The organism is Geodermatophilus sp. YIM 151500, assembly GCF_025716945.1.
Classification (GTDB): Bacteria; Actinomycetota; Actinomycetes; order Mycobacteriales; family Geodermatophilaceae; genus YIM-151500.
This window is the reverse complement of sequence record NZ_JAOVZT010000001.1, coordinates 216,422-230,576: the sequence shown is the minus strand read 5'-3', so window position 1 is coordinate 230,576 and position 14,155 is coordinate 216,422. Positions and strand designations below refer to the sequence as shown.

The window sequence follows — 14,155 nt, the reverse complement described above, 5'->3', positions numbered from 1 at the left end:
CGGGTGAGCACGGCCCGGTGAGGGCGTCCCGGTGAGCGCCGCTGCGGTCGTGCTGCTGGTCCTGACCGCGGCCGGCGGCCTGGTCCTCAGCGCCTGGGGCGAGCGGCTGCGCCCGCCGTGGGGAGCGGCGGTGCTCGTCGTCGCGCTGGCCGGGGCGGCCGGCTCCGGCTGGGGCCCGGGCCGGGCGGGGCAGGGCCTGGGCGAGGTCGCCGTGCTGTGCGCCGTCCTGGCGGCGGTGGCCGGCGGCGGCCCGGTCGCGACCGCCGTCCTGCGGTTCGCCGACCCGACCGAGGCCGGGGTGCCGGCCGAGGGCCGTGGAGGGCCGGGTGATCCGGACATCCTGCGGGGCGGCGCCTGGATCGGCGTGCTCGAGCGCGCCGCCGTCGCGGGCACGCTGCTGGCCGGCTGGCCGGAGGGGCTGGCGGTCGTGCTCGCCGTCAAGGGCCTCGGTCGCTACAACGAGCTGCGCACCACCCCGGCCGCGGCGGAGCGGTTCATCCTCGGGACCCTCGCCAGCGCCCTGTGGGCGGCGGCCTGCGTCGGGGTGGCGTTCCTCGTCCGTCGGTGAGCCGGTGCCCGCGGACGGGAGGGGCCACCCGATCCGGTGATCGTCGAATGGCCGCTCCGACCAGGGACTTCTAGGCTCCCTGCGCGCCGGACCCGGACGGACCGGGCCCGCGGTGAGGAGGCATCCGTGAGTCGATCCGAGGACCCCCGACCGCTCTCGCCCGAGGAGCTCGCCGCCGAGACCGGAGCCGCGCTCCCGGACAAGGAGGTCGTCTCGCTGCTCGACCTCAACGCCGATCTCGACCTGGCCCTCGACGCGGCCGCGCCGATCGACCTGGCGGTGGCGGCCAACGCCAACGTGGCCGCCCCCATCGACGCCGCCGTCGGCGCGAACGTGCTGTCGGAGGGCTCGACCGCCCAGGCGCTGGCCGACCAGGGTGCGGTCATCGACCAGGGCATCACCGGCGAGGCCACGGCCACCGCTCCGCAGGAGAGCACGATCGACCAGGGCGGGGACCCGGCGACCGCCGAGCCCGATGCGGGCGCCGGCGCCGCGGCCGGTGCTCCGACCGGGGTGGCGGCCGGCGATGCCACCGGCGACGCGGCCGGCAGCACCGTCGGCGACGCGGCCGGCAGCTCCGTCGGCGGCGCGGCCGGGGACACCGTGGGCGGAGCGGTCGGGGACACCGTGGGCGGGGTGACCGAGCAGGCCGGCGGTGCGGTGGCCGGCACCGGGGTGGCGGCCGGCGATGCCACCGGCGACGCGGCCGGCAGCACCGTCGGCGGCGCGGCCGGGGACACGGTGGGCGGTGCGGTCGGGGACACCGTGGCCGGGGTGACCGAGCAGGCCGGCGGTGCGGTGGCCGGCACCGGGGAGGCCGTGGGCGATGCCGCCGGCGACGCGGCCGGCAGCACCGTCGGTGCCCTGCCCACGGACGCGGCGGGCGCTCTCGACGGCAACCTGCTCAACGTGGACGTCGACCTGGCCGCCGACCTGGATCTCGCGGCACCCATCGCCGGCGCGGTCGCGGCCAACGCCAACGTGGCGGCGCCGATCGACGCGGCGGTCGCGGCGAACGTCGGTTCGGTCGACTCCCAGGCGACCGCGGTCGCCCAGCAGGACGCGGTCATCACGCAGGACGTGAACGCCGACGCCACTGCCACGGCCGACCAGTCGTCCGAGATCCAGCAGTGAGCACCGGAGCCCGGTCGGCGGAGGAGTAGGTGGGTCCACAGCCCGACGGCCCCGGCGCTGCCCCGGGTCGGCCCTCCGCGGCCGGCCCGGGCACCGCTGCGGGCGTCCTGTCACGCGCCTCCGGGGTCCAGCTCCTCGGTGAGATGGAGGGCTCGGGCTACCGGCACCCACCGGCCCTCGCCCGCCGGGCCGATGGCCAGGTCGTCCAGCTGACCCCGCTGCTCTCGCAGGTGCTGCGGGCCGTCGACGGGCGGCGCAGCGTCGACGAGGTCGCCCAGGAGGTGTCGCGGACCTCGGGCCGCGCCGTGCGACCCGAGGACGTCCAGCAGCTCGTCGACCGGTCGCTGCGACCGCTCGGGCTGCTCCGCGCCGCCGACGGCTCCGAGCCGCAGCTGCGCCGCCGCGACCCGCTGCTGGCCCTCAAGCTGCGCCGGGTGGTCACCGACCCGGCCGTCACCCGGCGGCTGACCGCCCCGTTCGCCGTCCTGTTCACCCCGCTGCTGGTCGCGGCGGTGGTGCTGGCCTTCCTGGCCGTGTCCTGGTGGGTCCTGTTCAGCCAGGGGCTGGCGGCGGCCACGGCGCAGGCGTTCGGCAACCCGGCGCTGTTCCTGTCCGTGGTCGTGGTCACCGTGCTGTCGGCGGGCTTCCACGAGTTCGGCCACGCAGCCGCCGCCCGTTACGGCGGCGCCACGCCGGGCGTGATGGGCGCCGGCTTCTACCTGTTCTGGCCGGCCTTCTACACCGACGTCACCGACTCCTACCGGCTCGGCCGTGCCGGGCGGGTGCGCACCGACCTCGGCGGCCTGTACTTCAACGCGATCGTCGTCCTGCTCTCGTTCGCCGTGTGGTGGGTGACCGGCTGGCACGCCGTCCTGCTCCTGGTGGCGACGCAGATCCTGCAGATGGTCCGCCAGCTGCTGCCGCTGCTGCGCTTCGACGGTTACCACGTCCTCGCCGACCTCACCGGCGTGCCCGACCTGTACGGCCGCATCGGGCCGGTGCTGCGCGGGCTCGTCCCCGGCCGCCGCCCACGGCCCGAGGCCGAGGCACTCCGGCCCTGGGCGCGGGCCCTGGTCGCGGGATGGGTGCTCGTCGTCGTGCCGCTGATGGCCGCCGTCCTGCTGCTCATGGTCCTCGCGCTGCCCCGGCTGCTGGCCAGCGCCTGGGCGTCGTTGCGCGAACAGGCCGCGCTGCTCTCCTCGGCCGCAGGCGACGGCGACATCCTGGGCGTGCTGGCCCGCGCGCTCGCCATGGTGGCCCTCGTCGTGCCGCTGCTCGGGCTGGGCTACGTGGTCGTCCGGCTGGTCCGGCGCTCGGCCGCGGCGCTCTGGCGCCGGGCGGGTGCCAGCCCGGCCCGCCGCGCCCTGGTCGTGGCGCTGGTGGCCTCGCTGGTGGCCGTCGCGGGCTGGGCCTGGTGGCCGCACGAGGACCGCTACCGCCCCGTGCGCGCCTGGGAGGGCGGCACCGTGCTCGACGCCGTGCCCGGCGCCGCCGGCCGCGGGCTGGCGGAGGGCTCCCGCGGCGCCGGCGAGGCCATCTGGCCGGACGACGGCGGGCCGTTGCCGACCGAGGACCGGCCGGCGCTCGCCCTCGTCCTCGTCCCGGCGGGCGCCGACGGCGCCGGTGCGACCGGCCCGGACGCCGACCCCACCCCGAGCGCCGATCCCACCCCGACCGCCGACCCCACCTCGACCGCCGATGCGACCGGACCCACCGGCGCACCCGGTAGCGGGGACGGCGATGGTCCCGCGGGGGCCGACGGCGGTCCCACGGGGGCGCCGGGCGGCGGTGCGGACGCCACCCCTGGCGCGGTGCCTCCCGGCGACGGCGCGGCACCCGGCACGGACGGCGGCGGGGTCGGCGTCCGTGCGCCGACGTGGGTCTTCCCGTTCGACCGCCCGCTGCCGCCCGCCGAGGGCGACAACCAGGCGCTGGCCGTCAACACGACCGACGGGTCGGTGCGCTACGACGTCTCCTTCTCGCTGGTGTGGGTCGACGACGAGACCGCGCTCAACCGCAACGAGGCCTTCGCGGCGGCCAGCTGCCGTGGGTGCCGGACCGTGGCGGTCGCCTTCCAGGTGGTGCTGCTGGTCGGCTCGGTCGACGTCGTGGTGCCGCAGAACCTGGCCACCGCGGTCAACTACGCCTGCGTCGAGTGCGTCACGACCGCCCTCGCCACCCAGCTCGTGCTCACCGTCGACCGCCCGGTCGACGAGTCCGGGCGGCAGGAGCTCGCCGCCATCTGGGCGGAGCTGGGAGAGCTGAGCCGGACCGTCGCGACCACGCCGCTCGCCGAGATCCGCGACCGGCTGACGCGCGCGGAGGAGCGCATCGTCCAGGTCGTCCGGGGCACCGGCGGGCCGGCGACGCCGACCGGGACCTCGACGGCGACGGCGTCGGGCAGCAGCTCCCCGGCCACCGGCCCGTCGTCCGCGAGCGGCAGCCGCACGACCGCCGCCACGGCGAGCGCGACCACCGCGGGGCGGTCCGCCGGCCCGCGCAGCGGCACGGGACGGACGACGGCGGCACCGAGCAGGACGCCGTCCCCCGCCGAATCCGGTGCCGGGACGCCCACCGGCGGCCCCCCGGCACCGGGCGACAGCGGAGGAACGGCGGGGCCGGCGGACGCGGACGGATCCGTCGCGCCGACGTCCGCGTCGCCGGCGTCCCAGGAGCCGGCACCCGGGGAGCTGGCGCCGAGCCCCGCGACGCCGAGCGGCGGGTGAGCGGGTCCGCGCGTCCGGCGCGCCGTCACCCCCGCCCGGCGGCCTTCGCCGGCTTGCCGCGCCAGGCGAGGCTGCGGGCGTCGAGCTCGCGTACCAGCGGGTCGCCCTCGGCGAGCATCCGTTCGGCGAGGGCGACCGCGGTGGCCAGCTGCCGGTCGTCGAGCCGGCTGAAGGCGGGCGAGCGTCGGCGGTCGAGGACGTCGTACCAGCGGCCGCCGACGGTCGTGTCGAGCACGATGCGGCCGAAGCAGTGGTCGGCGGTCACCACCCATCCACCGGCCCGGGCGCGCCGCGGCAGTTCGTCGAGGACCAGCTCCCGGTACCGGGCGAGCAGCCGGTCGCGCGGGGTGGACGTCGCGGGAACCGGCACGGTCCGACCGTAGGCTGCGCCCGCCACCGTCCGCACGCCGTCCGGCGGATGACCGGCGCGGTGCGCCCGTAGGCTGCGCCCGTCCCCAGGAGGTAGCCGTGTCCGATCCCCAGGCGTCCGGCCTGCGCAACGCCGACCTGCTCGGCATCTACTGCAACGACCACCTGGCCTCGTCGACCGGCGGCATCGAGCTGGTCAGCCGGATGCTGGGCACCCACCGGGGAGGACGCTGGGAGGAGCCGCTGCAGCAGCTGCTCGCCGAGCTCCGCGACGAGAAGGCGTCGCTGCTGGCCACCATGGCGGCGATGGGCTACCCGGTGCGGCAGTACAAGCAGCTGGGCACCTGGGTGGGGGAGAAGCTCGGCTACCTCAAGCTGAACGGTCGGCTGTTCTCCCGGTCGCCGCTGAGCAACCTGGTCGAGTTCGAGTTCCTCGCCTCGGCGGTCCGCGCCAAGCGCAGCGGCTTCGAGACGCTGCGGATCGCCGCCGAGGTCGAGTCGAGGCTGGACAAGACCGAGCTCGACCGGCTCATCGACCAGGCCAACGCGCAGTTCGAGTGGCTCACCCGGGCGCGTCGCGAGGTGGCGGCCGACGTCTTCGGCGGCCGCGCGCAGGCGGCCGACCGCACCGCCGACGGGTGAGCCGGCCGGGGCCGCCCGGTAGAACGACCCCATGTGCCACGACCAGGACAGCCGCCCGCCCGCCCCGCCGCGCACCGGTGACGTCGTCGAGCGGGGCACGCTGACGCTCTCCGCGGCGGACGGGACCAACTTCTCCGCCGCCTACGCCGCTCCCGCGGGCCGGCCCTCGGCCGGCGTGGTGATCCTCCCCGACGTCCGGGGACTGCACCCCTACTACGTGGCGCTGGCCGAGCGGTTCGCCGAGGCCGGCCTGGCCGCCGTCGCCCTCGACTGGTTCGGCCGGACGGCCGGCACGTGCGACGCCACCGGCACGCGGACGGCGGACTTCGACCACGGGCCGCACGTCGCGCGGACCACGGCGGCCGGGATCGACGCCGACGTCACCGCGTGCATCGGCTACCTGCGCCAACGCGCCGGCGCCGGCCTGCCCGTGGTCAGCGTCGGGTTCTGCTTCGGCGGCAGCCACTCGTGGCGGCAGTCGGGCGGGGACCTGGACCTGGCGGCCTGCGTCGGGTTCTACGGCCGACCACCCCTGGTCGGCGACGCGGCCGGCCGTGCCCGGCGCCCCACGCTCATGATCATCGCCGGCGCCGACGCGGCCACCCCGGTCGAGGACTCGCTGGCACTGGCCGGCACCATGCGCGCCGCGGGCGCGGAGGTGGAGACGGCGGTGTACGAGGGCGCGCCGCACTCGTTCTTCGACCGCTCCTACGCCGACTGGTCCGACGCGTGCGCGGACGCCTGGCGCCGGATCCTGGCCCTGACCGACCGGGTGGCCGCCACCGGCTGACCGGACGGCGCGGGGGCGTCACACCGGGTTGCGGGAGGGCGCCGCTGGGTCTAGGACGGACGCACGGCCGCGGGGTCCGTGCCCCGCGGCGGGTGGTGCTCGGTCGTCGGCGGGCCCACCGGGGGGAGCCACCGGTGCACGAGCTCGCGATCACCCAGGCCGTCGTGGACGCCGTCGTCGGCCAGCTCGGTGACGCGCGGGCCACCGCCGTTCACCTGCGCATCGGCCGCGTCTCCGGTGTGGAGACCGATGCCGTGCGGTTCTGCTTCGACCTCGTGGCGGCCGGCACCCCGGTGGCCGGCGCCCGGCTCGAGATCGAGGAGCCGACGGGGACCGGCACCTGCGACGCCTGCGGCGCCGAGTTCGCCGTGGAGGACCTGCTGCTCGGCTGCCCGTGCGGCAGCCTCGACGTGCACGTGACCGGAGGCGACGAGCTGCTGGTCACCGCCGTCGAGGTGGCCTGAGCCATGTGCGGCACGTGCGGTTGCGGCGAGGACGACGGCCCGCGCTTCACCCGCCTGGACCGGCCTCCGCAGCCGCACGCGCACGAGCACCCGCGCGGTCACCGGCACGAGCACGTCCACGAGCAGGGGCACCCGCACCCGCACCCGCACGAGCGCGACCTCGGTGGAGCGGACGGGGCGGGTGGGCCCCACCTGGTCCGGCTCGAGCAGCAGGTGCTCGGCCGCAACGACGCCCTGGCCGCGCGGAACCGGGCGGACTTCGCCGCGCGCGGGCTGGTCGTGGTGAACCTGATGAGCTCGCCGGGCTCGGGGAAGACGACGCTGCTCGAACGCACCGTCCGCGAGGTCGGCCGACCGGTCGTCGTCGTCGAGGGCGACCAGGAGACCGTCGTCGACGCCGAGCGGATCCGCGCCGCCGGAGTGCCGGTCGTGCAGGTGAACACCGGCTCGGGGTGCCACCTGGACGCGGCGATGCTGCAGCGCGGCGTGGCTGAGCTGGACCCGCCGGACGGCACCCTCGTCGTCGTCGAGAACGTCGGCAACCTGGTCTGCCCCGCGCTGTTCGACCTCGGCGAGACCCGCCGGGTCGTGGTCATGTCGGTGCCGGAGGGCGACGACAAGCCCGGCAAGTACCCGCACATGTTCCGCACCGCCGACCTCGTGCTGGTCAACAAGGTCGACCTGCTGCCCTACGTCACCTTCGACCTGCCCGCCTGCGTCGCGCAGCTGCGCCGCCTGCGCCCGGACGTCACCGTGCTGGCGGTCTCGGCCACCCGCGGTGACGGGATGGCCGACTGGCTGGCCTGGCTCGGCCGTGCCGCCGATCCCACCGGGAACGTCACACGGACGTCGATTGACAGTCCCGCGCCGACGGGTGTGTGATCCGGACCACTACGGACGGGTCCGCGCAGGTGGGGGCGGTGGTGGCGATGCACACGGCCGCCACCCCCCGGTGCCACCGGCGTCCACCGTCGCTGGACCGGCCGCCTGAACGGGCAGCCGGACCGGACGGCCCCGGGCGATGACGCAGGCGGCCGGACGGATCGGAACACCGCCGCCGAGCGGTGCTCCCGGTCCCTCGCGGTCGTCCGATCCCGTCGCCCCGCCGCCCGCGGCGCTCGAGCACGCCCGGCGCGTGGCCGACGCCGTGCTCTGGGAGGGCTACCTCCTCTACCCCTACCGGCGCTCCTCGGGGAAGAACCGCGTGCGCTGGCAGTTCGGGGTGCTCGCCCCCCGGCCCTGGCTGGAGGCACGCGGCCCGCTCGTGCCCACGGTGGCCGGCTCCGCCGACGCCTGGCGCCAGCGGACCGAGTGCCTGCTCGACTCCCCGGACGACGCCTGGCTGCACGTGCGGGTCCGCTTCCTGCAGGTCCAGCGCCGCACCGCCGAGCGGCGCGCGGAGGACGCCGCGGCCGGGAGCACCTGGATCGGCGTCGACGCGGTCGAGGCCGGGGACCGCCGGTGGCTGACCTTCGACGAGGCGGTCGCGCACGAGGTCGGCGCGGCGTTCCGGCTCGGCGACCTGCACGGCGGTCGACGGCTGCCGGTCGGCGCCCCGGGCGGCACCGACGTCGAGCCGCTCCCGGGGGGCGGGTCCCGGCTGGTGCGGCACCGGCACCCGCTGCGCGGGGAGCTGCGCCTCGCGCTCGAGCCGGTTGAGGCCGCGTCCCGGCTGCACCGCCTGCGGGTTGAGCTCGCCAACACCGTCGACGACCTGCCGGCCGACGCCCCGCGGGAGCAGGCGGTGCGGCGCTCGCTCGTCGCCGCGCACTGCCTCCTCGGGGTCACCGGGGGCGGCTTCCTGTCGCTGCTGGACCCGCCGGCCGAGGCCGCGGCGGCCGCCCGCGCCTGCCGCAACGAGCACACCTACCCGGTGCTCGCCGGCCCGGACGGCGGCCACGACGCGGTGCTCAGCTCGCCGATCATCCTGTACGACCACCCCCGGATCGCCCCGGAGAGCCCGGGTGAGCTGTTCGACTCCGGCGAGATCGACGAGATCCTGTCGCTGCGCACGCTGACGCTGACCGACGCGGAGAAGGCCGAGGTCCGGGCGACCGACCCCCGCGCGGCGGCCATTCTCGACCGGGTCGACGCGCTGCCGGGCGACGCCTGGGCGCGGCTGCACGGCGCCGTCCGGTCGTTGCGCCCGGTCGGGTCGCCCGACGCGACGCGCGTGCCCGCCGCGCCGCCCTGGTGGGACCCCGGCGCGGACGCGTCGGTCTCCCCGGAGACCGACGCGGTCGTCGTCGACGGGGTCCGGGTGGCGCGCGGCTCCCGCGTGCGGCTGCGGCCCCGGCTGCGCGGCGCCGACCCGCAGGACCGGTTCCTCGACGGCCGCACCGCCCGCGTGCAGGCGGTCCTCCTCGACGTGGACGACGGCCGGCACGTCGCCGTCACCCTCGACGACGACCCGCAGGCGGACCTGCTCGGCGGATCGGGCCGCTACCGCTACTTCGCGCCCGAGGAGATAAGCCCCCTCGACGACCGGGCCCTGCCGTGAGCGGGCGGGTGCTGGTCGCGGGCATCGGCAACGTGTTCCTCGGCGACGACGGCTTCGGTGTCGAGGTGGTCCGCCGGCTCGGAAGTGGAACCGCGTCGTCCGGGCTCCCGGACGGCGTCGACGTCGTCGACTACGGCATCCGCGGCGTCCACCTGGCCTACGACCTGCTCGACGACCCGCCCGACACGCTGGTCCTCGTCGACGCCGTCCCCCTCGACGGGCCGCCGGGGACGCTCGCCGTCCTCGAGGTCCCCGACCGGACGGCCGGCGACGGGCCGGTACCGGCCGTCGACGGGCACGGTCTGCACCCCGACGCGGTGCTGCGGTTGCTGCGCGGCCTCGGCGGGTCGGTCCGCCGGGTGCTGGTCGTCGGCTGCGCGCCGGCCGCGGTGGACCCCGGCATGGCGCTCTCCGCACCGGTGGCCGCGGCGGTCGACGGCGCCGTCCGGCTGGTGCGGGAGGTCGCCGGGCGGGCGGCGGAGGAGGCACGCGTGCCGGCCGGCTGAGAGCGGCACCCGCGACGACACCGCGACACATCGACACATCGACACCGCGACACGGCGACACGGCGACACCGCGACACCGCGACACCGCGACACGGCGACACGGCGACACGGCGACACCGCGACACGGCGACACGAAGGGGACTGCCGGGCCGGAGACGACCCCAGACCGGGACGGAGCGAGGAATGGCCGCACTGCACGAGGCGACGGGCCAGGGAAGCCGGCCTCAGGCGTCGGGCTTCGACGAGATGCACATCCTCTGGATCTCCGAGGGCATGAGCTGCGACGGCGACACGGTCTCGGTGACCGCCAGCGACCAGCCCAGCATCGAGGACGTCGTCACGGGGATGGTGCCCGGCCTGCCGAAGGTCCACCTCCACAACAAAGTGCTCTCCCCGACGCTCGGCGGCGAGGAGTTCCTCGCGCCCTTCCGCGCGGCCGCGAGGGGGGAGCTGTACCCGTTCATCCTGGTCATCGAGGGCTCGATCCCCAACGAGAAGATCAACGGCGAGGGCTACTGGACCTCGTTCGGCAACGACCTGGAGACCGGCCAGCCGCTGCGGCTGGACTGGTGGCTGGACAACCTCGCCCCGCGGTCCTGGGCGACGGTGGCCGTCGGCACCTGCGCCACCTACGGCGGCATCCACGCGATGGCCGGCAACCCGACCGGCTGCATGGGTCTGGCCGACTACCTCGGCTGGGACTTCCGCAGCGCCGGCGGGCTGCCGATCGTGAACATCCCCGGGTGCCCCGTGCAGCCGGAGAACTTCATGGAGACCCTGACCTGGGTGCTCTACCACGCGGCCGGCTCGGCGCCGCCGCCGCCGCTGGACGACCAGCTGCGGCCGCAGTGGCTGTTCGGCAGGACCGTGCACGAGGGCTGCGACCGTGCCGGCTACTACGAGCAGGGCGACTTCGCGAACGACTACAACTCGCCCAAGTGCCAGGTGAAGATCGGCTGCTGGGGCCCGGTCGTCAACTGCAACGTGCCCAAGCGCGGCTGGATGCGCGGGGTGGGCGGCTGCCCGAACGTCGGCGGCATCTGCATCGCCTGCACCATGCCCGGCTTCCCGGACAAGTTCATGCCGTTCATGGACATGCCCCCGGGCAGCAGCCTGTCGTCGACGCTGATCAAGCCGTACGGGGCCTTCATCCGCCGCCTGCGCAGCATCACCAACGTCACCGCCAGCAAGGAGCCCAGGTGGCGGCACAACCGCGACCTGCTCACCTCGGGGTTCGACCCGCGGTACCGCCCCGGAGCGACCAAGGAGATGGCCGGACGATGACCACCACCCAGAAGGCGCCGGCCGAACGGCAGCCGGGCCAGCTCGTCGAGATGTCGTGGGACCCGATCACCCGCATCGTCGGCAACCTCGGGATCTACACGAAGATCGACTTCGCCAACCAGCGGGTCGCCGAGTGCCACAGCACCTCGTCGATGTTCCGCGGCTACTCGGTCTTCATGAAGGGCAAGGACCCGCGCGACGCCGGCTTCATCACCAGCCGGATCTGCGGGATCTGCGGTGACAACCACACGACGTGCTCGATCTACGCGCAGAACATGGCCTACGGGATCAAGAGCCCGCCGATGGCCGAGTGGATCATGAACCTCGGGGAGGCGGCCGAGTACGTCTTCGACCACACGATCTTCCAGGACAACCTCGTCTTCGTGGACTTCTGCGAGGCGATGGTGAAGGACACCAACCCCAGCGTCCTGGCCCGCGCGGAGAACACGCAGGCCCCGCGGGCCGGCGTGCACGGCTACCGGACGATCGCCGACATCATGCGGTCGTTCAACCCGTTCGAGGGGGAGACCTACAAGCAGGCGCTGAAGGTCAGCCGGATCACCCGCGAGATGTTCTGCCTGATGGAGGGCCGGCACGTCCACCCGTCGACGATGTACCCGGGCGGGGTCGGCACCCAGCCGACGCCCACGCTGTTCACCGACTACCTGTCCCGCCTGCTGCAGGTGCTCGACTTCGTGAAGAAGGCGGTCGCGCTCAACGACGACGTCTTCGACTTCTTCTACGAGGCGCTGCCCGGCTACGAGGAGGTCGGCCGGCGGCGGGTCCTCCTCGGCTGCTGGGGCGCCTTCCAGGACCCGGACGTCGTCGACTACCGGTACGCGTCGATGAACGAGTGGGGCAGGGCCATGTACGTCACCCCGGGCGTCGTGGTCGACGGGCAGCTGCTGACCACGAACCTGGTCGACATCAACCTCGGCATCCGCATCCTGCTCGGCAGCTCCTTCTACCAGGACTGGGTGGACGAGGAACCGTTCGTCACCCGCGACCCGCTCGGGAACCCGGTCGACATCCGGCACCCGTGGAACCAGACCACGCTGCCGGCCCCGGCCAAGCGCGACTTCGAGGACAAGTACAGCTGGGTGATGAGCCCCCGCTGGCTGCACCCGGACACCGGCGAGCACCTGGCCCTCGACACCGGCGGCGGCGCCTTCGCCCGGCTCTACACGACGGCGCTGGCCGGCCTGGTCGACACCCCGTACGTCAGGTCGACCGGCTCGAGCGTGCAGATCAGCCTGCCGAAGAGTTCCACCCTGCCCGAGCAGACCGTCGAGTGGCGGATCCCGCTGTGGTCGAACGCCATCGAGCGCGACCGCGCGCGGGTGTACTTCGTCGCCTACGCCGCGGCCATGGCGATCTACTTCGTCGAGCGGGCGATGGAACGCATGCGCGGCGGCGACATGAAGGTGTTCCAGGACTTCGCGGTGCCCGACGAGGCGATCGGCTGCGGCTTCCACGAGGCGGTCCGCGGTGTGCTCTCGCACCACCTGGTGATCCGGGACGGCAAGATCGCCAACTACCACCCGTACCCGCCGACGCCGTGGAACGGCAGCCCCCGGGACTCGTTCGGCACTCCGGGGCCCTACGAGGACGCCGTCCAGGACATGCCGATCTTCGAGGAGAACGGCCCGGACGACTTCCGCGGGATCGACGTCATGCGTGCCGTCCGCAGCTTCGACCCGTGCCTGCCGTGCGGCGTGCACATGTACCTCGGCGGCGGGAAGACGTTGCAGCGGGTGCACTCGCCGATGTTCGGCAGCAGCCATGGCTGAACCCGCGCTGCCGGACGAGCGCCGGCCGCTGGCCGATCCGCAGGTCGAGCAGCGGCTGACCCGCCTCGACGAGCTGCTCGGCCAGCTCGAGGTGACGCCCGGGCCGGCGGGCGCCCTGGCGACGGAGGCGGTCACCGCGCTCGTCGAGGTGTACGGCGAGGCGCTGGCCCGCGCGCTGGGCGCCGCCTCCACCGCCGACGGCCCGGCCGCCGCCGTCGAGGCGATGCTGGCCGACCCGCTGCTCGGTCACCTGCTCGCTCTGCACGGCATCCACCCCGAGCCGGTCGAGCAGCGCGTCGACCGGGCGCTCGACGTCCTGCGCCCCGACCTCGGGACGCACGGCGACGCGGTCGCCCTGGTCGGCGTCGCCGACGGCGCCGACGGACCGGTCGCCGAGGTCCGGGTGCCCGCCGGCTGCGGGACGGCGGACGTGCAGCTCGCCGTCCGGGAGGCCGTGCTCGCCGTGGCGCCGGAGCTGGCCGACGTGCGGGCGGCCCCGCCGCCGCGGGCGCCGGCCTTCGTGCCGCTGGGTGCGCTCGGCCGTCGGCCGGGGGCCGGGCCGTGACGGCCACGCCGGCGCTCGAGCGGGTGATCCGGCGGGCGGCCGGCCGGCTCGACGGCGTGGAGCGGTGCGACCTGTGCGCCGCGCCGGTCGCCGAGCGCCACCGGCACATGGTCGACTCGTCGAACCGGGAGCTGCTGTGCGCGTGCCCGGCCTGCGCCGTGTTGTTCTCGCGGGAGGCGGCCGGCCGGGGCCACTACCGATTGGTGCCCGGGACGCGGCTGCGGCTGGCCGATCCCGAGCCGGGGCAGCAGGGCGTGCCGGTGGGGCTGGCGTTCTTCGTCCGCCGTCCGGACGGGTCGGTCGACGCCCACTACCCGAGCCCTCTCGGCGCCACCCGCTGGGAGGTGTCGGACGAGACGTGGGCCCGGCTGGAGGCGGAGTGCCCCGAGCTGGCCCGGCTGCAGCCCGACGTGCAGGCCCTGCTGGTCGACACCGCCCACGGCGCCCGCGAGCGCTGGATCGTGCCGATCGACGACTGCTACCGGCTCGTCGCGCTGGTGCGCGCCACCTGGACCGGGCTGTCCGGGGGCACCCGCGTGTGGCCGGCGGTCGAGCAGTTCTTCGCCGAGCTGGGCGGCCGCGCGGCCGCCGATCACCGAGGAGGGAGCCGCTGATGATCCGCGTGGGCAAGCCGGACGTGAAGCCCGACGCGTCGGCGCACGTCAAGGGCGTGATCCAGGGCAACGCGCCGGGTGCCTTCGAGCGCCAGGACGGCAACCACCCCGACGGCACCGCCGACGCGCGCCGCTCGACCGGCGTGAACGCGAAGCGGCGCGACCCGCTGATCGACGCCATGCCCAACCTGCCCCCCGGCTGA

The 14,155-nt window shown here is 75.5% G+C and carries 15 protein-coding genes; 14 read left to right on the top strand and 1 reads right to left on the bottom strand.

Annotated elements, in window-relative coordinates; translation table 11 throughout:
• The first annotated feature begins 31 nt into the window (after window positions 1-31).
• From OF117_RS01045 to OF117_RS01035, 3 genes are all read left to right on the top strand, one after another.
• Window positions 32-568: a hypothetical protein gene (locus tag OF117_RS01045; RefSeq protein WP_263550929.1), complete on the top strand. Its 537-nt coding sequence runs from the start codon at window positions 32-34 to the stop codon at window positions 566-568.
• Window positions 569-694: 126 nt separating this feature from the next.
• Window positions 695-1,702 (top strand): hypothetical protein, encoded by a 1,008-nt coding sequence (locus OF117_RS01040; protein ID WP_263550928.1) that lies wholly within the window; start codon window positions 695-697, stop codon window positions 1,700-1,702.
• Between the two features lie 29 nt (window positions 1,703-1,731).
• Window positions 1,732-4,428 carry a hypothetical protein gene (locus OF117_RS01035; protein WP_263550927.1) on the top strand — a complete coding sequence of 899 codons (2,697 nt, stop codon included), beginning with the start codon at window positions 1,732-1,734 and terminating at the stop codon, window positions 4,426-4,428.
• 25 nt (window positions 4,429-4,453) lie between these two features.
• Here the strand turns inward: OF117_RS01035 and OF117_RS01030 are convergent, their stop codons facing one another.
• Window positions 4,454-4,798 carry a hypothetical protein gene (locus OF117_RS01030; RefSeq protein WP_263550926.1) on the bottom strand — a complete coding sequence of 115 codons (345 nt, stop codon included), beginning with the start codon at window positions 4,796-4,798 and terminating at the stop codon, window positions 4,454-4,456.
• A 98-nt stretch (window positions 4,799-4,896) separates the two neighbouring features.
• On the opposite strand from OF117_RS01030, the gene OF117_RS01025 reads away from it, so the two are divergent.
• The 11 genes from OF117_RS01025 to OF117_RS00975 all read left to right on the top strand — a co-directional run bounded on the left by OF117_RS01025 (window position 4,897) and on the right by OF117_RS00975 (window position 14,155).
• On the top strand, window positions 4,897-5,439 hold the full coding sequence (locus OF117_RS01025; RefSeq protein ID WP_263550925.1) for a hypothetical protein: 543 nt from the start codon (window positions 4,897-4,899) through the stop codon (window positions 5,437-5,439).
• A 31-nt stretch (window positions 5,440-5,470) separates the two neighbouring features.
• The gene (locus OF117_RS01020; protein ID WP_263550924.1) at window positions 5,471-6,229 is read left to right on the top strand and encodes a dienelactone hydrolase family protein; all 759 of its coding nucleotides are present in this window, start codon (window positions 5,471-5,473) and stop codon (window positions 6,227-6,229) included.
• A 134-nt stretch (window positions 6,230-6,363) separates the two neighbouring features.
• Window positions 6,364-6,693, top strand: a complete 330-nt coding sequence (locus OF117_RS01015; protein ID WP_263550923.1) for a hydrogenase maturation nickel metallochaperone HypA — start codon at window positions 6,364-6,366, stop codon at window positions 6,691-6,693.
• 3 nt (window positions 6,694-6,696) lie between these two features.
• Window positions 6,697-7,575: a hydrogenase nickel incorporation protein HypB gene (gene hypB / locus OF117_RS01010; protein WP_263550922.1), complete on the top strand. Its 879-nt coding sequence runs from the start codon at window positions 6,697-6,699 to the stop codon at window positions 7,573-7,575.
• A gap of 253 nt (window positions 7,576-7,828) precedes the next feature.
• Entirely contained in the window at window positions 7,829-9,193 is a 1,365-nt protein-coding gene (locus OF117_RS01005) for a hypothetical protein (protein WP_263550921.1), read from the top strand.
• A complete protein-coding gene (locus OF117_RS01000) occupies window positions 9,190-9,699 on the top strand; it encodes a hydrogenase maturation protease (RefSeq protein WP_263550920.1) in 510 nt (169 codons plus the stop codon). The genes OF117_RS01005 and OF117_RS01000 overlap by 4 nt, the downstream gene beginning before the upstream one ends.
• A 183-nt stretch (window positions 9,700-9,882) precedes the next feature.
• The gene (locus OF117_RS00995; protein WP_263550919.1) at window positions 9,883-10,983 is read left to right on the top strand and encodes a hydrogenase expression protein HypE; all 1,101 of its coding nucleotides are present in this window, start codon (window positions 9,883-9,885) and stop codon (window positions 10,981-10,983) included.
• A complete protein-coding gene (locus OF117_RS00990; RefSeq protein WP_263550918.1) occupies window positions 10,980-12,773 on the top strand; it encodes a nickel-dependent hydrogenase large subunit in 1,794 nt (597 codons plus the stop codon). Before OF117_RS00995 ends, OF117_RS00990 begins: the two co-directional genes overlap by 4 nt.
• The gene (locus OF117_RS00985) at window positions 12,766-13,338 is read left to right on the top strand and encodes a hypothetical protein (RefSeq protein WP_263550917.1); all 573 of its coding nucleotides are present in this window, start codon (window positions 12,766-12,768) and stop codon (window positions 13,336-13,338) included. Before OF117_RS00990 ends, OF117_RS00985 begins: the two co-directional genes overlap by 8 nt.
• Entirely contained in the window at window positions 13,335-13,952 is a 618-nt protein-coding gene (locus OF117_RS00980) for a DUF5947 family protein (protein WP_263550916.1), read from the top strand. Before OF117_RS00985 ends, OF117_RS00980 begins: the two co-directional genes overlap by 4 nt.
• Complete coding sequence (locus tag OF117_RS00975) at window positions 13,952-14,155, top strand: hypothetical protein (RefSeq protein ID WP_263550915.1); 204 nt, start codon at window positions 13,952-13,954, stop codon at window positions 14,153-14,155. Before OF117_RS00980 ends, OF117_RS00975 begins: the two co-directional genes overlap by 1 nt.